Origin of the sequence: Streptomyces sp. NBC_00576, from assembly GCF_036345175.1 — a bacterium.
Taxonomy (GTDB): Bacteria; Actinomycetota; Actinomycetes; order Streptomycetales; family Streptomycetaceae; genus Streptomyces.
The window spans coordinates 2,731,197-2,757,457 of sequence record NZ_CP107780.1 but is presented as its reverse complement, the minus strand read 5'-3'; the positions used below and the strand labels follow the sequence as shown (position 1 = coordinate 2,757,457).

Below are 26,261 nucleotides of genomic sequence, written 5' to 3'. Positions count from 1 at the left end.
TGGGCTCGGTGCGAGTCGTCGCCCTCCGGCGCGCGGGCGCTGGTAGCGGTGGTGCATGCTGCTCAACCCCCGCACCCGGTTCACGTCGGCGCTGCTCGCCTCCGCCGTCTCCGTCTGCCTCGTCGCCGCGAGTGCCCCAGTGGCCCCCCTGGGCGTCGGCGACCGCCTATTCCCGCACCTGGGCAACCCCGGGTACGACGTGGCGTCGTACGACCTGGCCTTCAGCTACTCCGGCTCCAACAGCAAGCCGCTGTCCACCGTCACGACCGTCGACGCCTGGACCACCACCGCACTCGAACAGATCAACCTCGACTTCTCCCACGGCAGTGTCGGGTCGGTCGAGGTCGACGGTGAGCCGGCGTCGTTCACCAGTGCGGGCGAGGACCTGGTGGTGACGCCCCGAACACCGCTGCCCGCCGGGAGCTGGACGCGGATCACCGTGCGGCACACCAGCGACCCCGTGTCCGCGGCGGGCCGGGACGGGGGCTGGGTGCGGACCCACGACGGGCTCGCGATGGCCAACCAGGCCGATGTCGCGCATCTGGTGTTCCCGTGCAACGACCACCCCTCCGACAAGGCGATGTTCACCATCAGGGTCACCGCTCCGAACGGATACACGGCGGTGGCCAACGGGCTGCCGGCAGGCGTCGACCGGGTCGGCGGGGCCACGACCTGGACATACCGCACCCAGCACCCCATGGCCACCGAGCTGGCGCAGGTGTCCATCGGCCGCTCCACCGTGCTGCACCGCACCGGACCGCACGGGCTGCCCCTGCGCGATGTCGTGCCCACCAAGGACCGTGCGCTGCTGGAGCCGTGGCTGAAGAAGACGCCCGCGCAGATCGAGTGGATGGAGAGCAAGGTCGGCCGCTACCCGTTCGAAACGTACGGGCTGCTCATGGCCGAGGCGTCGACCGGCTTCGAACTGGAGACACAGACACTCTCTCTCTTCGAGAGAGGACTGTTCACCGAGCCCGCGTACCCCGAGTGGTACGTCGACTCGATCATGGTGCACGAGCTGGCCCACCAGTGGTTCGGCGACAGTGTCAGCCCGCGCGTCTGGTCCGACCTGTGGCTCAACGAAGGACATGCCACCTGGTACGAGGCCCTGTACGCGGAGGAGAAGGCAGGCCGGAAGCTGGTGGACCGGATGAAGGCGGCGTACGGGTCCTCCGACCGCTGGCGGGCCGCCGGCGGACCACCGGCCGCCCCCAAGCCGCCCAAGCCAGGCCAGAAGATCGGCATCTTCCGCCCCAACGTCTACGACGGGGCCGCCCTCGCGCTCTACGCCCTGCGCCAGGAGATCGGCCGCCCGGCGTTCGAGCGGGTGGAGGAGGCGTGGGTCGGCCTCCACAAGGACGGTGTCGCGGGCACCGCCGACTTCGAGCGCCTCGCCTCCGGCATCGCCGGGCGGGACCTGGGCGCGTTCTTCCAGGCGTGGCTGTACGCGGAGAAGACACCGCCGATGCCCGGGCACCCGGACTGGAAGTCCGTCGCGCCCACGACATAGCGCCGCGGAATAACACCGTGACGAGACGGGGCGTGCCGTGCGACCATCTTCAGGTCGGCGGCGCTGCCCCCGGCTTCACGGGACGGGTTCCGGGAATCTCCCGGGCGGCTCGTGCGTTGTGATCAGTGACGGGGCTCGCTCCGCCGCCACACACGAAACCTCATCGACGTTAGGACCCAATGACCTCCTCTTCTTCCCCTTCCCAGGACACTGAGCGCCTCGCGCACACCTACCCCGAAGGTCTTCGGGCCGATGCCCTGATGGAAGAGGACGTCGCCTGGAGCCACGACATCGACGGAGACCGGGACGGCGAACAGTTCGACCGCTCCGAGCGCGCGGCCCTGCGCCGCGTGGCAGGCCTCTCCACCGAGCTCGAGGACGTCACCGAGGTCGAGTACCGCCAGCTCCGCCTGGAGCGGGTCGTGCTTGTCGGCGTGTGGACCACGGGGACCATCCGGGACGCGGACAACTCGCTCGCCGAGCTCGCCGCCCTGGCGGAAACCGCGGGCGCGCTCGTGCTCGACGGCGTCGTCCAGCGTCGCGACAAGCCCGACGCAGCCACCTACATCGGCTCCGGCAAGGCCAACGAGCTGCGGGACATCGTCCTCGAAACGGGCGCGGACACCGTCATCTGCGACGGTGAGCTGAGCCCGGGCCAGCTGATCCACCTCGAAGACGTCGTCAAGGTCAAGGTCATCGACCGTACGGCCCTGATCCTGGACATCTTCGCCCAGCACGCCAAGTCCCGTGAGGGCAAGGCCCAGGTCGCGCTCGCGCAGATGCAGTACATGCTGCCGAGGCTCCGCGGCTGGGGTCAGTCGCTGTCCCGTCAGATGGGCGGCGGCAAGGGCGGCGGCCTCGCCACCCGTGGTCCCGGTGAGACCAAGATCGAGACGGACCGGCGCCGGATCCGCGAGAAGATGGCGAAGATGCGCCGGGAGATCGCGGAGATGAAGACCGGCCGCGAGATCAAGCGCCAGGAGCGCCGCCGCAACAAGGTGCCGTCCGTAGCCATCGCGGGTTACACCAACGCCGGCAAGTCCTCGCTGCTCAACCGCCTCACCGGCGCGGGCGTGCTGGTCGAGAACTCCCTGTTCGCGACCCTCGACCCGACCGTGCGCCGGGCCGAGACCCCGAGCGGTCGGCTGCACACGCTGACCGACACGGTCGGTTTTGTGCGGCACCTGCCGCACCACCTGGTCGAGGCGTTCCGCTCCACCATGGAGGAGGTCGGCGACGCCGACCTGATCCTGCACGTGGTGGACGGTTCGCATCCGGACCCGGAGGAGCAGCTGGCGGCCGTGCGCGAGGTCATCAGGGACGTCGGCGCCACCGGCGTACCCGAGATCGTCGTGATCAACAAGGCGGACGCGGCGGACCCGCTGACACTCCAGCGGCTGATGCGGATGGAGACGCGTTCGATCGCGGTCTCCGCACGCACCGGTCAGGGCATCGACGAACTGCTCGCGCTGATCGACAACGAGCTGCCCCGGCCCTCGGTCGAGATCGAGGCGCTCGTGCCGTACACCCGCGGCAAGCTGGTCGCCCGTGCCCACACCGAGGGCGAGGTGATCTCCGAGGAGCACACCGCGGAGGGCACGCTGCTCAAGGCGCGGGTGCACGAGGAACTGGCGGCGGAACTGGCGCCGTACGTTCCGACGGCAGCGGCGCTCTAGGCTCCGCCGGGCAGGTGCATCGTCGCCTGCGGGTGCGATGTGGCTGGTCGCGCAGTTCCCCGCGCCCCTGAACAGGCCCCATGCCTTCGGCATGGGGCCTGTCGCGTCACTGCCCCGCGTACTTCCCGCTCACCTCGTCGTACACACCCTTGGCCACCTTGCCCAGGCGCGGGCCCGCCAGCCAGCCCGAACTCACCGGGCCGATCGAGGTGTTGGAGACCAGGGTCGGGTTGCCGTCCGAGCCCGTGGCGACCCACCCGCCGCCGGAGGAACCGCCGGTCATGGTGCATCCGATCCGGTACATCGTCGGGTCCGACCTGACGATCGACAGCCGGCCCGGCTCGTCCTGGCACTCGTACATCGTCTCGCCGTCGAACGGCGCCGCCGCCGGATAGCCGGTCGCCGTGATGCTCCCGACCTGCGAGACGGCAGGCGCGGCGAAGTCCACCGGAAGGGCCGAACCGACCGTCTCCTCCAGCGACTTGCCGCTGCCGCCCTTCTCCGGCGTCACATGGATGACCGCGAAGTCGTACGGAGCTCCGTCGCCGCCCGTCGAACCGCCCTGCTCGATCCACTGGTCCGAGGTCTGAGCCCAGTCACCCCACCAGACGCCGTAGGGAGCGATCTCCGCGCGGGGGGTGTTCTCCACCTCGGCGCTCGACCTGCCCGAGTTGTTGTACGAGGGCACAAAGGCGAGGTTGCGGTACCAGCCGCCCTTCTTGCCGGCGTGCACACAGTGGCCCGCCGTCCAGACGAGGTTCGACTTCCCCGGGTGAGCGGGGTCCGCCACCACGGTCGCCGAGCAGACCATCGTGCCCTCGGGGGCGTCGAAGAACACCTTGCCCGCCTCGGGCACGTTGGCGTGGTAGGCGGGCGGCACGGCCTTCGCTTCCACAGCCCGCGGTGTCGGGTCGGTGACGCCCTGGTCGCCCGAGAGGTCGTTCGCGTCGACGCTCTTCTCCGGATCGTCGGCGTCCCGCATGCGGTCCGTGTCCCAGAGGCCCTCGATGATCGGGTTGACGTAGTCCTCGGCCTCGCGCAGCCAGTCGTCCTTGTTCCAGTTCTTCCAGGCGCCGTTCTTCCATTTGTCGAGGTCGATCCCGTGCTCTTTGAGCTTGTCCTTGAGCCCGTCCGGGATCGTGATCTTTCCGGCCCCGTCGTCGGTCGCGGAGGCGGAGGACTGTCCGCTCGCGTCGGAATCCCCGGAGTCGGAGGCGCCGCAGGCGGTCGCGGTGAGTGCGAGGGCCACGGCCAGGCCGACGGCGGCCTGCACGGGGGGGGTTCCGCGGCGCGTGCCCCTCCCTCTGCGGGCGATGAAGGGTGGGCGTATCGGTCGCATGGTGTGACTCCCCCTGGCGTGGTCGAACCGTGTGCTGTCCTCGCACGGCATCACACACTATGCGGTCGCTGTGGGGGGCGACCGGTGGAACGGCAACGGTTTCGCTACGGGTGCGCTGATCTGCTGATCGTGCGGCGGAGCGCCGATGGGACGTCCTGTCACGGCTGTTTTTGGAGTGCCTGCGGGGCGTTAGGTTTCGCGGTCGCGCTGTTCGCGGAGGAGCTGGCGGCGCTGTCCGCCGCGCATGACGCGTGGGGTTCTCGACCGGCGCCCGCGTCGGCCGGGAGCAGCGCGCTGATCGACGGCAGGGCTCCGGGAAGGCCACGGATGCCGCCTGGCGTGCAGGGGGTGTCGGCCTGTGCGCATCGGGCCGAGTCGCACCAGCAGCACTCCGTCACGGCAAGGATCTTGAGAAGACCCGTGACTCCCGTGGTGCGCCGGGTGTTGGTAACGGGAGGGGTGTATCGGCGAGTTGGTGGTTGGCGGGGCGGCGGAGCAGTGGGGAGTCGGGGCATTGGGGTTGCGGGAGTCCATGGAGACGGGGGAGCACGCGGGAGCGCGGGAATCCCGGGCGGCGTCGGCGGAAAGGGACGCGGAGGTCGAGGTGTGCGCGGGCGCGCGCGGGGCGCACGAGGGGATTCTGCGGCGTCAGTCGGCGCGTGAATCGTCGGCACGCACCTACGCGCGCGCCCTGCCGATCGTCCCCGTTCGGGCACGCGGGCTGACGATCGAGGGTGCCGACGGCCGCCGCTACCTCGACTGCCTCTCGGGCGCGGGCACACTGGCCCTCGGACACAACCACCCCGTCGTGCTGGAGGCGATCCGCAGGGTCCTCGACTCGGGGGCGCCGCTGCACGTCCTCGACCTGGCGACCCCCGTCAAGGACGCCTTCATCACCGAACTGTTCCGCACCCTGCCGCCCGGCCTCGCCGACCACGCGCGCGTGCAGTTCTGCGGACCGGCCGGGACGGACGCGGTGGAGGCCGCGTTCAAGCTCGTGCGCGCCGCGACCGGCCGCACCGGCATGCTCGCCTTCACGGGTGCCTATCACGGCATGACCGCAGGGTCGCTCGGTGCCTCCGGCCACGCGACCGACGTACGCGTCGCCCGGCTGCCTTTCCCCCAGGACTACCGCTGCCCCTTCGGGATGGGTGGCGTGCGGGGTGCCGAACTGGCCGCCCGCTGGACCGAGTCCGTCCTCGACGACACCAAGTCGGGCGTGCCCTTGCCCGCCGGGATGATTCTCGAACCCGTCCAGGGCGAAGGCGGGGTGATTCCCGCGCCGGACACCTGGATGCGGCGCATGCGACGGATCACCGAGGCCCGCTCGATCCCGCTGATCGCCGACGAGATCCAGACGGGAGTCGGCCGCACCGGGACATTCTGGGCGGTGGAGCACAGCGGGGTCACCCCCGATGTGATGGTGCTGTCCAAGGCCATCGGAGGCAGCCTGCCGCTGGCCGTCGTGGTCTACCGCGACGACCTCGACGTCTGGGAACCCGGCGCCCACGCGGGAACGTTCCGCGGCAACCAGCTCGCCATGGCCGCAGGCACGGCCACACTGACGTACGTCCGCGAGCACGGCCTCGCCGACCGCGCGGCCAACCTCGGCGCCCACATGCTCTCCCAACTCCGGCGGCTGGCAGCGGAGTTCCCGATCATCGGCGATGTGCGCGGCCGGGGACTGATGATCGGGGTCGAACTGGTCGAACCGGACACGGAACGGGGAGCAGACGCCGTTTCGGACTCCGCCGACGGCTACCGGGAACCCGATCCGGACGTCTTCCCCGGGCCCGCCGACGGTGGGCCGCGTCCCGCCGCGCCCGAACTGGCCGCCGCCGTACAGCGGGAGTGCCTGCGACGGGGTCTGATCGTCGAGCTCGGTGGACGCCAGGCGAGCGTCGTCCGCCTGCTGCCCCCACTGACCATCAGCGACGAACAGGCCACCGCGGTACTCGACCGGCTGGCCGACGCGGTGGCGGCCGTGGCGCGCGGCCACACCGACTCCGGCCGCCCGCACGCCACGCACTCCGAGCGAGCCGGGTAGCCCCGACCCGATGCCCGACCGTACCAACCCGGTTCACCCCCGCACGCGCACTCGAACAACCTCAAGAGGAACCGTCTTGAACAGCACCCCCGTACCCGAAGGCCGTTCCCACCCCACCTCCGCGCGAGGGTCCGGGCACGGGAGGGAAACCGTGCCCCGGCAGAAGGGAGCAGCCGCAGGAGCCGCGTGGTCGCGCGGTGCCACGGCCGACCTCCTGGAACACCTCGACCCCCACACCGCGGCCCAGGCCGCCGCCACCGAGAACCTGTTGCGCTGCTGGGTACGGGAGAACAACCTCGCCGCCCCCGACGGCGGCACCCTCCGCATCCCCCTCCCCACCAGCGGCACCGCCCTGCTGGCCCCGGTCCACTACTGGTCCCCGACCGGCTGGCACCGTTTCGGCCTCCCCCACCTGGCCGACGCCCCCGCAGGCGCACCAGCCGCCGACGCGGTCACCGTCGCGACCCTGCTCGCGAGGGAGGCGTACGACGGCCCGAAGCCGGCCGAAAGCGATACCGGCCCGGTCACCGCGGCGCCCACGGCCGACGTGAACGGCATGTCAGCAGCGATCGATGCGCCGGCACCGCCGACTCCCGTCCCCTCCCTCCTGCCCCCCGACGCCGTCGATCTGGTCGCACGGGTCGCCGACTCCGTTCGCCGGACCGCCACCTTCATCACCGACCGCCGTGCACAGCCGGCCGACGGCCCCGACCTCTTTCTCGCCGCCGAGCAGGCGCTGCTGCTCGGCCACCCGCTGCATCCGACCCCCAAGAGCCGCGAAGGGCTTGCCGAGGCCGAAGCACGGCTCTACTCACCGGAGTTGCGCGGCTCCTTCCCGCTGCACTGGCTGGCGGTGGCACCCTCCGTACTCGCCACGGACTCCGCCTGGACCGAGCGCGGCCGCCCCATCCGCGCCGAACAGCTCACCGCTCAGCTGATCGGCGCCGCACTGCCGCTGCCGCTGCCCGACGGCTACGCGGCCCTCCCACTGCACCCCTGGCAGGTCCGCGAGACCCGGCACCGCCCACAGATCGCGGCCCTGTTCGAGGCCGGTCTGCTCCGCGACCTCTGCACCCATGGCTCCCCCTGGCACCCCACCTCCTCCGTACGCACCGTCCACCGCTCGGGCGCCCCCGCGATGCTGAAGCTCTCGCTGGGGCTGCGCATCACCAACTCCCGGCGCGAGAACCTCCGCAAGGAACTCCACCGGGGCGTCGAGGTGCACCGGCTGCTGCGCGGCGGACTGGCCAAGCAGTGGCAGTCCACGCACCCGGCCTTCGACATCGTCCGCGACCCGGCCTGGCTCGCCGTCGACGACCCGGACGGCAGCCCTGTCCCCGGCCTCGACGTGGTGATCCGGCACAACCCGTTCCACCCGGCGGACGACGTGTCCTGCATCGCGGGACTCGTCTCGCCCCGGCCTCGCACCCACTTGGACGACACATCCGACCACCAAGCCGAGGGCCCGGTCCTGCGGTCCCGACTGGCCGAGGTCGTCACACGTCTCGCCGGACGAACCGGCCGCCCGCGCGGAGCCGTCGCCGCCGAGTGGTTCCTGCGCTACCTGGAACAGGTCGTACGGCCCGTGCTCTGGCTGGACAGCGAGGCAGGCATCGCCCTGGAGGCCCACCAGCAGAACACCCTGCTCCTACTGGACGGCGAAGGCTGGCCCCGGGGAGGCCGTTACCGCGACAACCAGGGGTACTACTTCCGCGAGTCCCGGCGCGCCGAACTCGACGCCCGGCTGCCCGGCATCGGTGAACAGAGCGACACGTTCGTCTCCGACGAGGTCACCGACGAACGCTTCGCCTACTACCTCGGCATCAACAACGTACTGGGCCTCATCGGCGCGTTCGGCTCGCAGCACCTCGCCGACGAACAGCTGCTGCTCGCCGCCTTCCGGCGCTTCCTCGGGGACATCGCCTCGGGTCCCGCCCGACTTCGTACGTCCCTGCCCGGCTCTCTGCTGGACTCACCCGTCCTGCGCTGCAAGGCCAACCTGCTCACCCGGCTGCACGGTCTCGACGAGCTCGTCGGCCCTGTCGACACCCAGTCCGTCTACGTCACCATCGCCAACCCCCTTCATTCCTGACACCTCCGGCACCCCTGACCGCATCAACTCCCTTTCACCCCGAGGAACACGACACACCCCATCTCCTGAGAGGAGCGTCCCGTGCCTTCTGCCGACGCGAGCACCGACGCCCGTACCGACTCCCGAACCGCCCCGACCGCCCCGAGGTACGCCGATTTCCACACCGGCGGCGACAGCGAGGACACGCTGGAGCTGCGCCTGCCAGACGAGTTCGTCGCGCTGTTCGCCGACGACAGCGGGGCGGCGGACACCGTCGCCCCGGGAACCGATGACGATCTTCCCGACCGCATCGGGGACTGGGGGCCGAGCCTCACGCCCGCGGGCTCGTTCCACCTCGTCCCCGTACAGATCGAGCGCGATCTCCCGTTGATCGGCCGCTGGATAAACGACCCCACCGTCGCCACCTTCTGGGAGCTCGCCGGCACCGAGCGCGTGACCGAGGCCCATCTGCGGTCCCAGCTCGACGGTGACGGACACAGCGTCCCCTGTCTCGGCGTGCTGGAGGGCACCCCGATGAGCTACTGGGAGGTCTACCGCGCCGACCTCGACCCACTGGCCCGGCACTATCCCGCCCGTCCCCACGACACCGGAGTGCATCTCCTGCTCGGCGGTGTCGCCGATCGTGGGCGCGGACTGGGCAGCGTCCTGCTCAGAGCCGTCGCCGATCTCGTACTCGACAACCGCCCTTCCTGTGCGCGCGTCGTCGCGGAACCCGACCTGCGCAACACGCCCTCCGTGTCAGCCTTCCTGAGCGCAGGCTTCCGGTTCTCCACAGAGGTCGACCTGCCCGCCAAGCGGGCCGCCCTCATGGTCCGGGACCGGGGCCTGCGCGATGTGCTGTAGACCTCCTGTGTCCCTCCTGATCCCACCGTGCACTCCCGCCTTGATCACCCGATTGTCAGTGCCGCCCCGTAGGGTGGTCGCGCTATGACGAAGCCCTCACTCCCCGAACTCCTGCATGCTGCCGTCACCGCTGTCGGCGGTACGGAGCGCCCCGGCCAGGTGACCATGGCCGAAGCTGTCGCCGAGGCGATCGACGACGGTTCCCATCTGCTGGTACAGGCAGGCACCGGCACCGGAAAGTCGCTCGGCTACCTCGTACCCGCGCTCGCGCACGGGGAGCGGGTCGTCGTCGCGACCGCGACCCTCGCGCTGCAGCGCCAACTCGTGGAGCGCGACCTGCCCCGCACGGTCGACGCACTGCATCCCGTGCTGCGCCGCCGCCCCGAGTTCGCGATGCTCAAGGGGAGATCGAACTACCTGTGCCTGCACCGACTCCATGAGGGCGTGCCGCAGGACGAGGACGAGGGTCTCTTCGACCAGTTCGAGGCGGCCGCGCCCACCAGCAAGCTCGGCCAGGACCTGCTGCGCCTGCGCGAATGGTCGGACGAGACCGAGACCGGCGACCGTGACGGCCTCACCCCCGGTGTCTCCGACCGGGCCTGGGCACAGGTCTCCGTCTCCTCCCGCGAGTGCCTGGGCGCTTCGAAGTGCGCGTACGGAGCCGAGTGCTTCGCCGAGATGGCCCGCGAGCGCGCCAAACTCGCCGAGGTGATCGTCACGAACCACGCGCTGCTCGCGATCGACGCCATCGAGGGCGCGCCCGTCCTCCCACAGCACGAGGTGCTGATCGTCGACGAGGCGCACGAACTGGTCTCGCGGGTCACCGGAGTGGCCACAGGCGAGCTCACTCCCGGGCAGGTCAACCGTGCCGTGCGCCGCGCGGCGAAGCTGGTGAACGAGAAGGCCGCCGACCAGCTCCAGACCGCGGCCGAGGGCTTCGAGCGGGTGATGGAGCTGGCCCTGCCGGGCCGCCTGGAGGAGGTCCCGGAAGACCTCGGGTACGCCCTGATGGCGCTGAGGGACGCCGCCCGCACGGTGATCTCCGGGATCGGAGCGACCCGCGACAAGTCGGTCCAGGACGAGGACGCGGTCCGCAAACAGGCGCTGGCCTCGGTGGAGTCCGTGCACGACGTCGCGGAGCGGATCGCGAACGGCTCCGAGTGGGACGTCGTCTGGTACGAGCGGCACGACCGCTTCGGAGCCTCCCTGCGGGTCGCCCCCATGTCGGTGTCGGGCCTCCTCAGGGAGAAACTCTTCACGGACCGCTCCGTGGTCCTGACCTCGGCGACGCTCAAGCTGGGCGGCGACTTCAACGGCGTGGGGGCCTCCCTGGGCCTCGCCCCGGAGGGCACCGCGGGCGAAGACCTCCCGCACTGGAAGGGCGTCGACGTCGGCTCGCCCTTCGACTATCCGAAGCAGGGCATCCTGTACGTCGCCAAGCACCTGGCGCGCCCCGCGCGCGACGGCGACCGCGGCGACATGCTCGACGAGCTCACGGAGCTGATCCAGGCGGCGGGCGGGCGCACCCTCGGCCTGTTCTCCTCGATGCGGGCCGCCCAGCTCGCCGCGGAGGAACTACGGTCCCGCGTCCCCGAGTTCCCGATCCTCCTGCAGGGCGAGGAGACGCTCGGTGAGCTGATCAAGAACTTCGCGGCCGACCCGAAGACCTGCCTGTTCGGCACGCTGTCGCTCTGGCAGGGCGTCGACGTCCCGGGCGCCAGCTGCCAGCTGGTCGTGATGGACAAGATCCCGTTCCCACGCCCGGACGACCCCCTGATGAGCGCCCGCCAGAAAGCCGTCGAGGACGCCGGGGGTAACGGCTTCATGGCCGTCGCCGCCACCCACGCGGCGCTGCTCATGGCCCAGGGCGCCGGCCGCCTCGTACGGGCGACGGGGGACCGTGGTGTGGTCGCCGTACTGGACCAGCGGCTGGCCACGGCCCGGTACGGGAGCTATCTGAAGTCGTCCCTGCCGGACTTCTGGTACACCACGGACCCCAACGTGGTCAGGCGATCGCTGGCCGCGATCGACGTGGCGGCGAAGCAGACGGAGGACGCGCCGGCGGCCGAGGAGGCCGAGTCGGTGGAGGAAGCGTAGACACCGATGTGCCGGCCACCGACTTCAGTCGGTGGCCGGCACATCGGTGCGCCTGAACACGGGACAGCGCAGGGCCCCGGAACCGGCGCAGGGGTTCCGGGGCCCGGTCAGGGACGGAGGCGGGTCGTACGGCCCGCCTCCGGCAGCCCGTAGCTCTCACACGCGGCGGAGGACTGCCACCACCTTGCCGAGGATCGTCGCCTCGTCGCCGGGGATCGGCTGGTAGGCGGAGTTGTGCGGGAGGAGCCAGACATGGCCGTCCTCGCGCTTGAAGCGCTTGACCGTGGCTTCGCCTTCCAGCATCGCGGCCACGATGTCGCCGTTCTCGGCGACCGGCTGGCGGCGTACCGTCACCCAGTCGCCGTCGCAGATCGCGGCCTCGATCATCGAGTCACCGACGACCTTCAGTACGAAGAGCTCTCCGTCACCCACCAGTTGGCGGGGGAGGGGGAACACGTCCTCGACCGATTCCTCGGCGAGGATGGGACCGCCGGCGGCGATACGTCCCACAAGCGGGACGTACGACGCGGCGGGTTTGCCCGCGGTGTCCGTGGGCTGCACGGAAGCCCCTTGGTCGGAACCCCGTACTTCATAGGCGCGCGGGCGATGCGGATCGCGGCGCAGGAATCCCTTGCGCTCCAGGGCCATGAGCTGGTGTGCGACGGATGAGGTACTGGAGAGGCCGACTGCCTGCCCGATCTCACGCATCGACGGCGGGTAACCGCGTCGTTGCACGGAGTCCCTGATGACCTCGATCACGCGCCGTTGCCGGTCTGTGAGTCCCGAGCTGTCCGCTCGGATTCCTGGAGGTCGTCCAGGGAGGGACCGCTTGTGTCCCTCAGGATTCGTGGCTTCGTTCATCGCATGCACCGGCTCGAGTCGGCCCTGGGAGCGGTCCTGGGCAGTGATGGTGGCACTGTCTGCGGTGGTGGTCACGTCGGCCCCTCTCGATGGTCTCCCGTGCAGTGCAACGGTAGTTGCTTTCGAAAGGTTGCGCCAAACACACGTTCGAGTGAAAAACTGGGGATGGCCTGCCGCGATCAGATGTTTGGGTGTATGGCTGACGCCGTGCCGGGCGGACAAAAGGGCTGATTGTTGTACCTTCACCGCCGGGGCGGCGACCTCGTGGGCCGGTGCTCAAGTCTGCCACCCGGAACCCCGTCAACCGGGAACCGACCCCCGCTGTGCGCGGTTCTCACCGTATCTCCGCATGTTCCTCAGCGGTATGGCCGTGCGGCATATGTCGATACCGGTGCGACACGCGCGTACGCGGTGGATGTACGGGCCAATCCCCACATCTAGTGGTTGGATTGCGGCAGTAGCCCAGAAGTTGTGGTCCCCCGGGTCTCCGGCCCCTCGGACATCACCTATGCTGGGGGCTGCTTCGAGGGGCTCAAGGGCCCTTACGAGGCTATTGAGTCTGCTGTTACGGAGGGTTGGAGAGCATGCACTGCCCCTTCTGCAGGCACCCTGACAGCCGCGTGGTCGACAGTCGCACGACCGATGACGGGACGTCGATCCGCAGGCGCCGTCAGTGTCCTGACTGTTCCCGTCGGTTCACGACCGTCGAGACGTGCTCGCTCATGGTGGTCAAGCGGTCCGGGGTCACCGAACCGTTCAGTCGTACGAAGGTCATCAATGGCGTGCGCAAGGCATGTCAGGGGCGGCCTGTCACCGAGGACGCACTCGCCCAACTCGGCCAGCGGGTCGAGGAAGCAGTGCGGGCCACCGGAAGTGCCGAGCTGACCACCCATGACGTTGGGCTGGCCATACTCGGTCCGCTGCAGGAACTGGACCTCGTCGCCTACCTGCGATTCGCGTCCGTCTACCGGGCGTTCGACTCGCTGGACGACTTCGAGGCCGCCATCGCGGAGCTCAGGGAAGCGCCGTGCCGCCCCGCCGTGGACGACGAAGACCCGGTTGTGGGGCGCCAGGACGATCGCGGGTCCGGGGGGACTGCTCAGGTCCCCGTGCCTGCCAACGCCGCCGACTGACCGGCGGGCCGGACCCGGACAGCGCGTCGGACCCGGCCCCGGATGACGGCGAGCCGAAGACCTGCTGCGGGCGCATCGAGAAGGTGCCCGTGGCGCAAGAAACAACACCGTGTCATGGGAACAACGTGACACTTCTGGGCGTTTTGCCCGATACAGGGAGGCGGCATGACAGAGACGGCGAGCGGTCCGGCACGGAGTTCCCGCGCCAAGGGCAGCACCAAGGCGAGCAAGGGGCTGCGCATCGAGCGCATCCACACCACCCCCGGCGTGCACCCGTACGACGAGGTCGAGTGGGCGAGCCGTGACGTCGTCATGACCAACTGGCGCGACGGCTCGGTCAATTTCGAGCAGCGTGGCGTCGAGTTCCCCGACTTCTGGTCGGTGAACGCGGTCAACATCGTCACCAGCAAGTACTTCCGCGGTGCAGTCGGCACCCCGCAGCGCGAGGTGAGCCTCAGGCAGCTCATCGACCGCATCGTGAAGACGTACACGAAGGCCGGTGAAGACTACAAGTACTTCGCCTCTCCGGCCGACGCCGAGATCTTCGAGCACGAGCTGGCGTACGCCCTCCTGCACCAGATCTTCAGCTTCAACAGCCCCGTCTGGTTCAACGTCGGGACCCCGCAGCCCCAGCAGGTCTCGGCCTGCTTCATCCTGTCCGTCGACGACTCCATGGAGTCGATCCTCGACTGGTACAAGGAAGAGGGCATGATCTTCAAGGGTGGCTCCGGCGCCGGCCTGAACCTCTCCCGGATCCGTTCCTCCAAGGAACTGCTCTCCTCCGGCGGCAACGCCTCCGGCCCGGTCTCCTTCATGCGCGGCGCCGACGCGTCAGCAGGAACGATCAAGTCGGGCGGCGCCACCCGCCGCGCGGCCAAGATGGTCATCCTCGACGTCGACCACCCCGACATCGAGGACTTCATCGAGACCAAGGTGAAGGAAGAGGAGAAGATCCGCGCCCTGCGCGACGCGGGCTTCGACATGGACCTGGGCGGCGACGACATCACGTCCGTCCAGTACCAGAACGCCAACAACTCGGTCCGGGTGAACGACACGTTCATGAAGGCCGTCGAGTCGGGCGGCAAGTTCGGGCTCACGTCCCGGATGACCGGCGAGGTCATCGAGGAGGTCGACGCCAAGACGCTCTTCCGCAAGATGGCCGTGGCGGCCTGGGCCTGCGCCGATCCGGGCATCCAGTACGACGACACGATCAACCGCTGGCACACGTGCCCGGAGTCGGGCCGTATCAACGGCTCGAACCCCTGCAGCGAGTACATGCACCTGGACAACACGTCCTGCAACCTCGCCTCGCTGAACCTGATGAAGTTCCTGAAGGATGACGGCAAGGGCCGCCAGTCCTTCGAGATCGACCGCTTCGCGAAGGTCGTCGAGCTCGTCATCACCGCGATGGACATCTCCATCTGCTTCGCCGACTTCCCGACCGAGAAGATCGGCGAGAACACGCGCGCGTTCCGCCAGCTCGGCATCGGCTACGCCAACCTCGGCGCCCTGCTGATGGCGACCGGTCACGCGTACGACTCCGAGGGCGGCCGCGCCCTGGCCGGCTCCATCACCTCCCTGATGACCGGCACGTCGTACCGCCGCTCCGCCGAACTCGCCGCGGTCGTCGGCCCGTACGACGGCTACGCCCGCAACGCGCAGCCGCACCTGCGGGTCATGAAGCAGCACGCCGACGAGAACGACAAGGCCGTCCGGATGGACGACCTGGACACCCCGATCTGGGCCGCCGCCACGGAGGCCTGGCAGGACGTCGTCCGCATCGGCGAGAAGAACGGCTTCCGTAACGCGCAGGCGTCCGTCATCGCGCCGACCGGCACCATCGGTCTCGCGATGTCCTGCGACACCACGGGTCTTGAGCCCGACCTCGCGCTGGTCAAGTTCAAGAAGCTCGTCGGCGGCGGCTCGATGCAGATCGTCAACGGCACGGTCCCGCAGGCCCTGCGCCGCCTGGGCTACCAGGAGGAGCAGATCGAGGCGATCGTCGCCCACATCGCCGAGCACGGCCATGTGATCGACGCCCCGAGCCTCAAGCACGAGCACTACGAGGTGTTCGACTGCGCCATGGGCGAGCGGACCATCTCCGCGATGGGCCACGTCCGCATGATGGCCGCGATCCAGCCCTGGATCTCCGGCGCCCTGTCCAAGACGGTCAACATGCCGGAGACGGCGACCGTCGAGGAGGTCGAGGAGATCTACTTCGAGGCCTGGAAGATGGGCGTCAAGGCGCTCGCGATCTACCGCGACAACTGCAAGGTCGGCCAGCCGCTCTCCGTCAAGAAGAAGGAGAACGAGAAGGTCGCGGTGACCGCGAAGACCGAGGCGACGATCCGTGAGGCCGTCGAGAAGGTCGTCGAGTACCGCCCGGTCCGCAAGCGCCTCCCCAAGGGCCGCCCCGGCATCACCACGTCCTTCACGGTCGGCGGCGCCGAGGGCTACATGACCGCCAACTCCTACCCGGACGACGGTCTCGGCGAGGTCTTCCTGAAGATGTCCAAGCAGGGTTCCACCCTCGCGGGCATGATGGACGCCTTCTCGATCGCCATCTCGGTGGGTCTGCAGTACGGCGTGCCGCTGGAGACGTACGTCTCGAAGTTCACGAACATGCGCTTCGAGCCGGCCGGTATGACGGACGACCCCGATGTCCGTATGGCCCAGTCGATCGTCGACTACATCTTCCGCCGCCTGGCGCTGGACTTCCTTCCCTTCGAGACGCGTTCCGCCCTCGGCATCCACTCCGCCGACGAGCGCCAGCGTCACCTGGAGACGGGGTCCTACGAGCCGACCGAGGAAGAGGTCGACATCGAGGGCCTGGCCCAGTCGGCGCCCCGCACCCAGGAGCTGAAGGCCGTAGCGGCCCCGACGGCCGCCGTGGAGGCGCCCGAGCCCCTTCTCCAGCAGGTCCACACCAGTGCCGAACTGGTGGAGATGCAGCTGGGCATCCAGGCGGACGCCCCGCTGTGCTTCTCCTGCGGTACGAAGATGCAGCGGGCCGGGTCCTGCTACATCTGCGAGGGATGCGGGTCGACCAGCGGTTGCAGCTGACCTCGATCGACGGTCCTTGACCGGTGAGTGAGGGAGGAGGGGTGCCGGCCATGTGCCGGTGCCCCTCCTTCGTCCTGTCGTGGGCCACGTAACCTCCGTCCATGGGCGACGCGTTGCGGCTGCACGACGGTGACATCGGTGAACTCTCGGGGGCTGTCCGGGCTGCCGCTCTCGAAGCGCTGGTCCTGGATCTCCGGTCCCCGGATCCTGTGGTGCGTGACGAGCGCGCCTATGTCACGGCTGTCCGCTGGATACCCGGCCTCGACGCGGTGGAGCGGCGGTGGCTCGGGGACCGTGCGGCCGAGCTGTTCGACGATCCCGGCATTCAGGCGCGTGCGTTCGCTCCCCTGGTCCTCGCCCGGATCGTCGACGCGGGGGACTGGCGGCAGGAGTGGTGGGAGGCGTTTGCCGGGTGGTATCCCGTCGAGACCGATCTGCGCGGTTACGACGCCACGCTCGGCTGGGTGCACGCCGCCGCGCACGGAGCTGATCTGCTGGCGGCTCTCGCGGGGCGCACGAAGCAGGATCCCGCACCGCTGTTCGAGCTGGCCGTCGCGCGGTTGCTGGCCGATACCGGGCAGGTCTTCGACGCCCAGGAGGACGACCGGATCGCTCGTGCGCTGGCCCGGATTCTGTGCCGGCCCGGGCTCGTTGTCACCGAGTCGGTGGGATGGCTGGACGCCGTCGCGGCGGCGTTCCGGACGGGGCAGCCGGGGCCGGTTCCCCCGTGGGCCTCCAACACCATGCGCACGCTGCGCATGCTCTACCTGTTGGCCGACCGCGGACTGCTGACACCAGGAGGGGACGGCCCGCCGAGTACGGTCACCCATCGGGAGGCCGTACTCGATGCCCTGGCCGCCACCCTTGCGATGGTCACCCCCTACCTGCCCTCCCCTTCGGGGAGGGATCAGGTCTGACGCGTGCGGCCCATCTCCCTGGTGAACGTCGATGGGTCGTCCTCGAAGCCCTGGACGCCGGAGTGGAAGTCCCAGGACCCGGTCTCGTCGCGCACGAACTCCGCGACCGTGGCCGCCGTAGATCCCAGAACGCCGCCGAAGTCGTCCTCGGCCAGGACGTTGTAGCCCTCGCGAATGCGCAGGCCGGGATTGAGGACGCTCACGAACGTCCGGTGTGTGGAGCGCTGTTGGATGATGACGCCGACCACCACGCGCGTGTACTGGGCGCCCAGTCGGTCGAACTCCAGTGTCATGACCTCGTCCCAGCCGAAGCCCTTGCCGTCCTTGCTGTCCCGGTTGAGCGTGATCGTGCCGTCCGGGGAGCGGCTGTCGAAGTGCACCGCGTAGGCGGGATCGCCGTACGGATCGGTCGCCGAGTAGGTCGCGGCGACGATGTCGAGATCGGTGGGCGGCTGCCCCGCCGGACTCGGATCCCACTTCAGTGAGACTTCGGCCTTGCGGATCCCCTTGCTGAGGGCCTTCACCAGACTTCCCTTCCCCGTTCGCCGTGTCCTGTCGCTCCAACTGCCGGTACATCACAGCTGGTTGTACATCGTGCCACGCGCGCGGGGGCGCTCGCGCGGTCGTACTCCGCCCGAGCGTGACCGGCGCCACGCTGAGGGGCCTTACGATGGCGCGGTGCTGGTCAAGTGGATTCGCTGCACCGTGGTGGACCGCCGCGGTTTCGAACGGGGGCAGCGAAAGTGGGCGGGACTTCTGGGGGAGCCGGGATTCCGGGGGCAGGGTGGGGGCTGGAGCCGGGGGCGTCCCGGCGTGGCGCACGTCTTCGCCTTCTGGGAGAGCCGCGCCTTCTACGACTCCTTCATGGCCCGATCCCATGACCGGCTCGCCACCGCTCAGTCGGGCACCTTCAAGGACCAGCAGGTCAAGCTGTTCGACCACCGTTTCGATGTGAAGACTGGCTTCGAGCCCCGCTTCACGGACTCCGACCTGGTACGGGTGGCGCACTGCCGCGTCCACGAGGAGCGCGCCGAGCACTTCGCCCTGATGCAGGAGAAGGTCTGGAACCCCGCGATGGCGGGTTCGCCCGGCATGGTGCGAGGGCTGTTCGGCGAGGCGCCGGGGCACGAGTTCCTGATCCTGTCGATGTGGCGGTCGGCCGCTGAGCACGGCAAGTACCGCGCCGAGCGGGTGGAGCGGCTGGCGCTGCGGGCCCAGCTGGAGGCGGATGTCGCGGCTCTCGCCGGTGACATCGTCGAGCTGGAACCCACCTGGATAGTCTGAGATCCGAACTCTGCGTGCTCCAGTGCGCACGACATGTGTGACATACGCCGTATAGAGGCCGTGCAAGTGCCCGGTCGGCGCCGACCCGATCTAGGGTTTTGGCATGGTAAGACCACGGCGCATCGTCCTTGTCCGGCACGGCGAGTCAATGGGCAATGCCGATGACACCGTCTATGAGCGCGAGCCGGACCACGCCCTCGCCCTCACCGAACGCGGCTGGCGGCAGGCGGAGGAGACGGGCAAGCGGCTGCGCGAAGTGTTCGGGAAGGAGCAGGTCAGCGTGTACGTCTCCCCCTACCGTCGCACGCACGAGACCCTGCGCGCGTTCAGCCTGAACCCCGACCACATACGCGTACGCGAGGAGCCCCGGCTCCGCGAGCAGGACTGGGGCAACTGGCAGGACCGGGACGACGTACGGCTGCAGAAGGCGTACCGGGACGCGTACGGGCACTTCTTCTACCGCTTCGCCCAGGGGGAGTCCGGCGCCGACGTGTACGACAGGGTCGGCGGCTTCCTGGAGAGCCTCTACCGCAGCTTCGAGGCACCCGATCATCCGCCCAACGTGCTGCTGGTGACCCACGGGCTGGCCATGCGGCTGTTCTGCATGCGCTGGTTCCACTGGACGGTCGCGGAATTCGAGTCGCTGTCGAATCCGGGGAACGCGGAGATGCGGATGCTCGTTCTCGGGAGTGACGGCAGGTACACCCTTGACCGGCCGTTCGAGCGCTGGCGTGATCCGGAATCGTATGGAATCACCGGATAGAGTGGCAGGGCGATGACCGTTGATTCCTCACCTCAAGAGCGCCTGGAGCGCGCCCTGGCCAGCCTGCGCGGGCTTGCGGTGGGGGACGCGCTCGGGTCGCAGTTCTTCGTGCCCGTGAACCACCCCCTGCTCAAGCTCCGCGAGCTGCCGTCCGGCCCCTGGCAGTGGACGGACGACACGGAGATGGCGTGTTCCGTGGTGGCCGTGCTGGCCGCGCACCACCGCATCGACCAGGACGCACTGGCCCGTTCCTTCGCGCAGCACCACGACTTCGACCGCGGGTACGGCCCCGCGGTGAACCGGCTCCTGCGGCTGGTCCGGGAGGGCGGTGACTGGCGCGAACTGGCGTCCGCCCTGTTCAAGGGGCAGGGCTCCTGGGGCAACGGCGCGGCCATGCGCATCGCTCCCCTGGGGGCCTGGTACGCGGGCGACCCGGAGCAGGCGACCCATCAGGCGGAGATCTCCGCCTACCCCACGCATCAACACCGCGAGGCCGTGGTCGGTGCCATGGCGGTCGCCGCGGCCGCCGCCCTGGTGGCCGCTCCTGGCGGGCCGCCGGGCCCCGGTGCGCTCCTCGACGGTGTGATCTCGCTAGTCCCGAGAAGCGCCGTCTCCGCCGGGCTGCGGCGTGCCCGGGACATGCTCGACTACGCCGACGCGGGCACGGTCGCGGCCGTACTGGGCTGTGGCCGGCGTACGTCGGCGCACGACACCGTGCCGTTCGCGCTCTGGTCCGCCGCGCGTGCCCTGGGCGACTACGAGGAGGCCTTCTGGGCGACGGCCCAGGTGGGTGGCGACGTGGACACGAACTGCGCCATCGTGGGCGGCGTACTCGCCGCGGGAAAGGCCGGGGCGCCGCCGTCGGCGTGGCTGGAGCGGACGGAAACGCTGCCGGAGTGGGCACCTGCAGGGGCGTAGTGCGGGCGTGGGGCGGGCGTGGGGCGGCGAGCCGCTCCGCGGACGTCGCCGCTGTCGTACTGCACGCGCGCGTGCGGAATGCGTGTACCTGGGGCGAGGGCGCCTCGGCGAGGCGCCGCTGTGAGCGCCGTCGATCCAGGCGCTGGGGGAGCGGCGCCCGATGCTGGATTTCGGCCGCACCCACCCCCGCGCGGTCCCGCAGCCGCCATAGGTCGCTCCGGCGCTCGCAGCGACGTGTGGAGAGTGCGCCAGGCACCACACGCCCGTCTGGGAGCCGTGGCCCCGTCAGCAGCGCTTGCGGCCCGCTGCCGGGAGATCAGCCGCCCGCCGGGCCCGCGGTGCTTGCCGTGCCCGACAGGGCCTCCAGGTCGCTCTTGCGGACGCGGATCACGAACCAGGCGGTGGCGAGGGCCAGTAGGGCCATCGCGGCGGCCGGGATGAACGCCGTGGAGATGCCGTGGGCGAGTACCTCGTGGCTCCAGGGAGCGGGGAGTTGCTTGGTCCTGGCGAACTCCACCTTCTGCTCTGCCGTGGCCTCGGCGAGGAACTTGGGCACCTGTTTCTCCGCCTCGTCGCGGCTGGCCGCGCCGAACACCGTCGTCAGGATGGAGAGGCCGAGCGAACCGCCCACCTGCTGCGTGACGTTGAGCAGCCCGGACGCGGCGCCCGCCTCGTGCGCGGCGACCCCGGAGACCGCTGTCAGGGTCAGCGTCACGAAGTTCAGGCCCATACCGAAGCCGAACACCAGCATCGGGCCGAGCACCCCGCCGAGGTACGAGCTGTCGGGGGTGATGAAGGCCTGCCAGGTGAGCCCGAGCGTGGCCAGCGCCGAGCCGACCACCATGAACGGTTTGGGCCCAAGGACCGGCAGGAACCGCTGCGAGAGGCCCGCGCCCACGGCGATCGCGAAGGTCACCGGCAGGAAGGCGAGGCCCGCCTCGATCGGCGTGTACAGCAGCACGTTCTGTACGAACAGGACGATGAAGAAGAACATGCCGAACATCGCGGCGGCCAGGCTCAGCATGATCACGTACGTGCCCGAGCGGTTGCGGTCGGCGAACATCTTCAGCGGGGTGATCGGCTCCTTGGCGCGCATCTCCACAAAGACGAAGGCGGCCAGCAGGATCACCGCCGTGCCGAAGGACGCGAGGGTCACGCTGTCCCGCCAGCCCTCCTCCGCCGCGCGGATGAAGCCGTACACGAGGGACGCCATGCCCAGCGTCGAGGTCAGCGCGCCCACGATGTCGAAGCGGCCGGGGTGGCGTTCGGACTCGCCGATGTAGATCGGTGTGAGCACGGCGATCAGAAGGCCGATCGGTACGTTGACGAAGAGCACCCAGCGCCAGTCGAGCCACTCCGTGAGCATGCCGCCGGCGAGCAGGCCGACGGCGCCGCCGCCGGCCGAGACGGCGGCGAAGACCCCGAACGCCCGGTTGCGCTCCGGGCCTTCGGCGAACGTGGTGGTGATGAGCGCCAGCGAGGTGGGTGAGGCGATCGCACCGCCCACGCCCTGGAGAGCCCGCGCGGCCAGCAACTGCCAGGGCTCCTGGGCGAGTCCGCCCAGGAGAGAGGCCGCGATGAAGAGCAGGATGCCGGTCAGGAAGACCCGGCGGCGGCCGAGGATGTCACCGGCCCGGCCGCCGAGCAGCAGCAGGCCGCCGAAGGTGAGCGTGTAGGCGCTGACCACCCAGGTGAGGTCGGTGGTGCTGAACTTGAGGGCGTCTTGAATGTGCGGCAGCGCGATGTTCACAATCGTCGCGTCGAGTACCACCATGAGTTGGCAGGCCGCGATGACGGTGAGTGCTATTCCGGGATGCCCCTCCCGGCGGGCCGCACCTGGTTTCTGGTCCTTCGTCAACGAAGAGGTAGTCACTATTGGGTCCCCCATAAGAGCACTAGTGAACGCTTGCGTTCACTGTCGCGTCAAACGGTAGTGAGTCCCCGACAGTGAACGCAAGCGTTCACTGAACTCGCCGTCGCGTCGCCTGCCGGTCGCCGGGATAATCTCTGCGATTCACCTCGTCGGCGATCATGGCAATACCGACAATCCTGATAATCCTCGCACTCGCCACTCCCCCCTGCTCGCTGGAGACACTCAGATGGTTACTTCGCGCTGGACGGCTGCCCCCGCTCGGACGGCCTCCCCCCGCCGGCGCGGCGCCGTGCTCGAACGCGCGATCCTCGATGCCGCGCTGGAGCAACTCAGTACGGTCGGCTGGAACGGGCTCACGATGGAGGGTGTCGCCGCCGGAGCGCAGACCGGCAAGGCCGCGGTCTACAGGCGCTGGCCCTCGAAGGAGGACCTCGTCGCGGACGCGCTCCAGGCCGGGCTGCCGCGGTTCGACCGGGCACCCGACCTCGGGAACGTGCGGGACGACCTTGTCGAACTGTGCCGGCAGGTGCGGGAGGCGATGTTCTCGCGCCCTGGATTCGCCCTGCGCTCGGTGATTCACGAATGCGACAACCCCCAGGCGGAACGCTTTCAGAGCGTGATCTTCGGCGGGCTCGTCGAGCCGATGGTCAGGCTCCTCCGGGAGATCATCGACCGGGGAATCGAGCGGGGAGAGACACGTCCCGACGCTGCTAACGGCTACGTCTTCGACGCCATTCCGGCGATGATGATGTACCGAACGAAGGTGTGCGCGAGCGAATGGGGGGAGCGGGACATCGAGGAGATGATCGACCAGTTGATGGTTCCGCTGCTGCGGGCGGAGAGGGTCTGAAGTCGCTTGGGGGAACCGGGGTGACAAGGGGGGTTCCGGGCGGCGTAGGCTAAGACCGCCATGCCGTACGAAGCACCCACCCACACCATCGAGCGCTCCTTGCGCGCCACGACCGGAGCGAAGGTCATCGCCGGCGTCGACGAGGTCGGGCGGGGCGCGTGGGCCGGCCCCGTCACCGTCTGCGCGGCGGTCACCGGTCTCCGGCGGCCCCCGGAGGGGCTCACCGATTCCAAGCTCATCGCGGTCAAGCGGCGTACTCAACTCGCGGAGGTACTGCGGGAATGGGTCACGTCGTACGCGTTGGGGCACGCCTCTCCGGAGGAGATCGACGACCTGGGGATGACGGCCGCGCTGCGGCTCGCCGCGGAGCGTGCCCTTGAGGCGTTGCCGGTTCGCCCCGACGCGGTCATCCTCGACGGGAAGCACGACTACCTGGGGTCGCCGTGGCAGGTCCGCACGGTGATCAAGGGTGACCAGTCGTGCGTGGCGGTCGCGGCGGCGTCTGTGATCGCCAAGGTTCAGCGCGACAAAATGATGGCCGAACTGGGTATCGACCATGCAGACTTCGGTTTTGCGGCCAATGCCGGGTATCCGTCGCCCGTGCACAAGGCCGCGCTGGAGGAGCGGGGCCCCACCCCGTACCACCGGCTGTCGTGGGCGTATCTTGATGCGCTGCCCCAGTGGCGGCACCTCAAGAAGGCCCGCAGTTGGGCGAACGGGGGCGTTCCGGAGATCGAGGGCCAGCTCGGCTTCGACTTCTGACGATTCCGTCCGCACTCATGTGCCACCCGCCGATGCGAGTCGCATCGGTGTTTGATAAATATCAGGTCATGCCTCTCATTCCCGAGGAGCCTCAGATTCACGAGAGTGCCCAGGGTCCCCGCGTAGCTCCGGCCAGTGGCCGCACCGCGCAGACCCCTCGTCCCGTACCCGGTCCCCGCCCCGCGGCTTCGCCGCGTCCCGGCCGTCCGGGTCCCTTCCGGCCCACGGCGCCGGCCCAGCGCGCATCGCACGACGCGCCTGCGGCCGTGGCCTCGACCGCGGGCGCGGTCAAGCCCGGGCCGTCCGCGGCTCCGGCCGCCCCTGTCCCTTCTGCCCCTGCCTCCGAGGCCGCAGCGACCCCGCAGATCCAGCTGATCCCGGCTTCGGCCGAGGGTGCGCTGGACGCTGCCGAGGAAGCCGTCGACCTGCTCCTGGAGTCGGGTCGGGCCCCCGGCGAGGTGCTGGTGATCACCACCGGCGATCCGCACCCGTGGGCCACGCACGAGCTGTCCTTCGGCGAGGCGCCGTACTGGGCGCAGCACGACGCGGGCGACGACGTCTTCTACACCGACGCCGCCGCTCTGACCCGTGCCGGCTCTCGTCCCGTGGTCGTGGTCGCCGTCAACGGCGGTGCCGACGCGACCGCTGCGGCTCTTCCCCTGGCCCTCGGCCGAGCCGGTGCCCTGTTGATCGTCTGCGGTGACCAGCAGCAGATCAACTCGGTGCTGGGCGCGGGGGTCTGAGTCGGTTCCGGTTCGTCCGCGCAGCCCCGGGAACCGTCCCGGGGACGGCCGGTCCAGCGACACCGGACCGGCTGACGGAGGGTCACTGAAGCGGTAACGCGCGGAGGGCGCTTTGGCGTTCCCCGACACAGGCGCGCCGCGGCGGCGAAAGCACGCGTGCGCGTGCGGCCGTCGTGCGCGTTGCTTGCCGTGCGTGTCGGTTGCCGTCCAGGCGAGTTGTGTCCCTGTGTGTGGGGTTGTCGCTGTCGTACGTCGTACCGACGGACGCCGTTGTCCGCGGTGACTGTTCTTTGTGCGACTCCTCGTACGACGTGGACGTCACTCCTGGCCGGCAGGCGTGGCCGCACGGCGTGGTCAACCGGTGAAGCACCGGAAAGGCGACGCGGGGCGGCTGCTGTGCGCCGCAGTCAGCGGGCTGCCGCGCGGCGCAGGATGTCCGAGGCGGTGCCTCCGGTGCGGGGCATCGGCAGCGGTGGCGGTGCCTCGGACATGGCGAAGGGCTCCGGTGGCGAATCCGCGTTCGGGCGGCGCCCGCCGCGGCCCTCGCCGAGCACCTGCCAGCCGTCGCGGGTCAGCGTGATGTACGCACCGCAGCGCAGTCCGTGCAGTGTGCACGCGTCACGCAGTCCCCACATCCACGCGCCGTCCTCCTCCGTCCAGCGAGCGTCGCCGTCACGGCAGTAGAGCAGGACGGCAGTGCGCACCGGCGTGCGGCGACGCAGGTCGTGGGGGATGACCCGGCGCAACTGCGCGAGCAGCGAGTTGCGGAACATCCAGCCGTCGGCCGGCGCCGAGCGTCGGGTGAACGAGGCGCTCGCCCGCAGCCGTTCGTCCGGATCGAGGACAGCGACGATCGCGGTCGCGGGCCCCGGACGGTGCCTGGCGTGCAGTCCGCTGACGACCTCGCGGGGATTGCGCAGCAGGGGAATCCCGGCTGCGGCCCACTCCGCGGGTTCGAGCATGCGGGCTGCTGAGTTGGTGGAAGCGGCGGACAGGTCGGCAGACGTCGACATGGATGCCGCGGGGGACGGAGCAAATCCGAAGGTCACGGTCCTCCCTTCGGCTACGCGCCCACACTGCGGGCGGGAGATCGGACTTGGGGGAGCGCACACCGCGGCGGAGCCCTGCCGGACCACGGACACGCCGTGCGGGGAGCGGACTCCAATTCTTGCTGTCGAACTGGGTTGCGGCAACGAGCAAATGGGGCCACCGACCGGCTTCTGGCGATCTGTGGATTATATCCCTGCCAGGTGTGTCATTTGTAGATGCCTGGGGTGGCCAGGAACGTGCCGTTGGTCCGCTTGTTCGGCTTGGTTCATGTTCTCGTCATCAGCCCCGTAGAGCGGGGACCAGCGGTGACATACCCCACCCAGGGCCCGTCGGGGTATCCGGACCGTCATCGCGAGGGTCCACCTGGTCTCCGCGAAGTCGTCCGAAAGGGGGACCGGCTCCCCGGCGTACCGACGAGTGCCCTCAGTCGCCGGGTGCTG

The 26,261-nt window shown here is 69.7% G+C and carries 20 protein-coding genes; 15 read left to right on the top strand and 5 right to left on the bottom strand.

What is annotated here, in order from left to right; translation table 11 throughout:
* Positions 1-55: 55 nt before the first annotated feature.
* Both OG734_RS11435 and hflX read left to right on the top strand, forming a co-directional pair.
* Positions 56-1,510, top strand: coding sequence for a M1 family metallopeptidase (locus OG734_RS11435; RefSeq protein WP_330287390.1), 1,455 nt, complete (start codon positions 56-58; stop codon positions 1,508-1,510).
* 179 nt (positions 1,511-1,689) lie between these two features.
* Positions 1,690-3,186 carry a GTPase HflX gene (gene hflX / locus OG734_RS11430; RefSeq protein WP_330287389.1) on the top strand — a complete coding sequence of 499 codons (1,497 nt, stop codon included), beginning with the start codon at positions 1,690-1,692 and terminating at the stop codon, positions 3,184-3,186.
* A gap of 106 nt (positions 3,187-3,292) precedes the next feature.
* On the opposite strand, the gene OG734_RS11425 is transcribed toward hflX, so the two are convergent.
* On the bottom strand, positions 3,293-4,525 hold the full coding sequence (locus tag OG734_RS11425; RefSeq protein WP_330287388.1) for a trypsin-like serine peptidase: 1,233 nt from the start codon (positions 4,523-4,525) through the stop codon (positions 3,293-3,295).
* A 532-nt stretch (positions 4,526-5,057) separates the two neighbouring features.
* Here OG734_RS11425 and OG734_RS11420 point away from each other — a divergent pair.
* The 4 genes from OG734_RS11420 to OG734_RS11405 all read left to right on the top strand — a co-directional run bounded on the left by OG734_RS11420 (position 5,058) and on the right by OG734_RS11405 (position 11,604).
* Positions 5,058-6,572, top strand: coding sequence for a diaminobutyrate--2-oxoglutarate transaminase family protein (locus OG734_RS11420; protein WP_330287387.1), 1,515 nt, complete (start codon positions 5,058-5,060; stop codon positions 6,570-6,572).
* Between the two features lie 76 nt (positions 6,573-6,648).
* A complete protein-coding gene (locus tag OG734_RS11415; protein ID WP_443064852.1) occupies positions 6,649-8,664 on the top strand; it encodes an IucA/IucC family protein in 2,016 nt (671 codons plus the stop codon).
* 81 nt (positions 8,665-8,745) lie between these two features.
* On the top strand, positions 8,746-9,507 hold the full coding sequence (locus OG734_RS11410; RefSeq protein ID WP_330287385.1) for a GNAT family N-acetyltransferase: 762 nt from the start codon (positions 8,746-8,748) through the stop codon (positions 9,505-9,507).
* An 84-nt stretch (positions 9,508-9,591) separates the two neighbouring features.
* Positions 9,592-11,604: an ATP-dependent DNA helicase gene (locus tag OG734_RS11405; RefSeq protein WP_330287384.1), complete on the top strand. Its 2,013-nt coding sequence runs from the start codon at positions 9,592-9,594 to the stop codon at positions 11,602-11,604.
* Positions 11,605-11,760: 156 nt separating this feature from the next.
* Here OG734_RS11405 and lexA read toward each other — a convergent pair whose 3' ends face one another.
* Positions 11,761-12,540 carry a transcriptional repressor LexA gene (gene lexA, locus OG734_RS11400; RefSeq protein WP_053743545.1) on the bottom strand — a complete coding sequence of 260 codons (780 nt, stop codon included), beginning with the start codon at positions 12,538-12,540 and terminating at the stop codon, positions 11,761-11,763.
* 509 nt (positions 12,541-13,049) lie between these two features.
* Between lexA and nrdR the strand changes: the two genes are divergently transcribed.
* The 3 genes from nrdR to OG734_RS11385 all read left to right on the top strand — a co-directional run bounded on the left by nrdR (position 13,050) and on the right by OG734_RS11385 (position 17,578).
* A complete protein-coding gene (nrdR, locus tag OG734_RS11395) occupies positions 13,050-13,598 on the top strand; it encodes a transcriptional regulator NrdR (protein ID WP_330287383.1) in 549 nt (182 codons plus the stop codon).
* 165 nt (positions 13,599-13,763) lie between these two features.
* On the top strand, positions 13,764-16,661 hold the full coding sequence (locus OG734_RS11390) for a vitamin B12-dependent ribonucleotide reductase (RefSeq protein ID WP_330287382.1): 2,898 nt from the start codon (positions 13,764-13,766) through the stop codon (positions 16,659-16,661).
* 101 nt (positions 16,662-16,762) lie between these two features.
* Positions 16,763-17,578, top strand: a complete 816-nt coding sequence (locus tag OG734_RS11385; protein ID WP_330287381.1) for a DUF2785 domain-containing protein — start codon at positions 16,763-16,765, stop codon at positions 17,576-17,578.
* On the opposite strand, the gene OG734_RS11380 is transcribed toward OG734_RS11385, so the two are convergent.
* Positions 17,569-18,102: a TerD family protein gene (locus OG734_RS11380; protein ID WP_330287380.1), complete on the bottom strand. Its 534-nt coding sequence runs from the start codon at positions 18,100-18,102 to the stop codon at positions 17,569-17,571. The genes OG734_RS11385 and OG734_RS11380 overlap by 10 nt on opposite strands.
* Before the next feature lie 154 nt (positions 18,103-18,256).
* Between OG734_RS11380 and OG734_RS11375 the strand changes: the two genes are divergently transcribed.
* The 3 genes from OG734_RS11375 to OG734_RS11365 all read left to right on the top strand — a co-directional run bounded on the left by OG734_RS11375 (position 18,257) and on the right by OG734_RS11365 (position 20,543).
* Positions 18,257-18,862, top strand: coding sequence for a YdbC family protein (locus tag OG734_RS11375; RefSeq protein WP_330287379.1), 606 nt, complete (start codon positions 18,257-18,259; stop codon positions 18,860-18,862).
* Positions 18,863-18,965: 103 nt separating this feature from the next.
* The gene (locus OG734_RS11370) at positions 18,966-19,625 is read left to right on the top strand and encodes a histidine phosphatase family protein (protein WP_330287378.1); all 660 of its coding nucleotides are present in this window, start codon (positions 18,966-18,968) and stop codon (positions 19,623-19,625) included.
* A gap of 12 nt (positions 19,626-19,637) precedes the next feature.
* Positions 19,638-20,543, top strand: coding sequence for an ADP-ribosylglycohydrolase family protein (locus OG734_RS11365; protein ID WP_330287377.1), 906 nt, complete (start codon positions 19,638-19,640; stop codon positions 20,541-20,543).
* A 316-nt stretch (positions 20,544-20,859) separates the two neighbouring features.
* On the opposite strand, the gene OG734_RS11360 is transcribed toward OG734_RS11365, so the two are convergent.
* Positions 20,860-22,416, bottom strand: a complete 1,557-nt coding sequence (locus tag OG734_RS11360; protein ID WP_330287376.1) for an MFS transporter — start codon at positions 22,414-22,416, stop codon at positions 20,860-20,862.
* A gap of 226 nt (positions 22,417-22,642) precedes the next feature.
* Between OG734_RS11360 and OG734_RS11355 the strand changes: the two genes are divergently transcribed.
* The 3 genes from OG734_RS11355 (at position 22,643) to OG734_RS11345 (ending at position 24,771) form a co-directional block, all read left to right on the top strand.
* Positions 22,643-23,266 (top strand): TetR/AcrR family transcriptional regulator, encoded by a 624-nt coding sequence (locus OG734_RS11355; protein WP_330287375.1) that lies wholly within the window; start codon positions 22,643-22,645, stop codon positions 23,264-23,266.
* A gap of 60 nt (positions 23,267-23,326) precedes the next feature.
* Positions 23,327-24,028, top strand: coding sequence for a ribonuclease HII (locus OG734_RS11350; protein ID WP_330287374.1), 702 nt, complete (start codon positions 23,327-23,329; stop codon positions 24,026-24,028).
* A gap of 68 nt (positions 24,029-24,096) precedes the next feature.
* Positions 24,097-24,771, top strand: coding sequence for a hypothetical protein (locus tag OG734_RS11345; protein WP_330287373.1), 675 nt, complete (start codon positions 24,097-24,099; stop codon positions 24,769-24,771).
* 407 nt (positions 24,772-25,178) lie between these two features.
* On the opposite strand, the gene OG734_RS11340 is transcribed toward OG734_RS11345, so the two are convergent.
* A complete protein-coding gene (locus OG734_RS11340; RefSeq protein ID WP_330287372.1) occupies positions 25,179-25,820 on the bottom strand; it encodes a hypothetical protein in 642 nt (213 codons plus the stop codon).
* Between the last annotated feature and the right edge of the window lie 441 nt (positions 25,821-26,261).

Bases quoted from the DNA above. Each gene is read 5' to 3' on its own strand.
- OG734_RS11435 (WP_330287390.1), top strand. From the start codon at position 56: ATGCTGCTCAACCCCCGCACCCGGTTCACGTCGGCGCTGCTCGCCTCC.
- hflX (WP_330287389.1), top strand. From the start codon at position 1,690: ATGACCTCCTCTTCTTCCCCTTCCCAGGACACTGAGCGCCTCGCGCAC.
- OG734_RS11425 (WP_330287388.1), bottom strand. From the start codon at position 4,525: ATGCGACCGATACGCCCACCCTTCATCGCCCGCAGAGGGAGGGGCACG.
- OG734_RS11420 (WP_330287387.1), top strand. From the start codon at position 5,058: ATGGAGACGGGGGAGCACGCGGGAGCGCGGGAATCCCGGGCGGCGTCG.
- OG734_RS11405 (WP_330287384.1), top strand. From the start codon at position 9,592: ATGACGAAGCCCTCACTCCCCGAACTCCTGCATGCTGCCGTCACCGCT.
- nrdR (WP_330287383.1), top strand. From the start codon at position 13,050: ATGCACTGCCCCTTCTGCAGGCACCCTGACAGCCGCGTGGTCGACAGT.
- OG734_RS11390 (WP_330287382.1), top strand. From the start codon at position 13,764: ATGACAGAGACGGCGAGCGGTCCGGCACGGAGTTCCCGCGCCAAGGGC.
- OG734_RS11385 (WP_330287381.1), top strand. From the start codon at position 16,763: ATGGGCGACGCGTTGCGGCTGCACGACGGTGACATCGGTGAACTCTCG.
- OG734_RS11370 (WP_330287378.1), top strand. From the start codon at position 18,966: ATGGTAAGACCACGGCGCATCGTCCTTGTCCGGCACGGCGAGTCAATG.
- OG734_RS11365 (WP_330287377.1), top strand. From the start codon at position 19,638: ATGACCGTTGATTCCTCACCTCAAGAGCGCCTGGAGCGCGCCCTGGCC.
- OG734_RS11355 (WP_330287375.1), top strand. From the start codon at position 22,643: ATGGTTACTTCGCGCTGGACGGCTGCCCCCGCTCGGACGGCCTCCCCC.
- OG734_RS11350 (WP_330287374.1), top strand. From the start codon at position 23,327: ATGCCGTACGAAGCACCCACCCACACCATCGAGCGCTCCTTGCGCGCC.
- OG734_RS11345 (WP_330287373.1), top strand. From the start codon at position 24,097: ATGCCTCTCATTCCCGAGGAGCCTCAGATTCACGAGAGTGCCCAGGGT.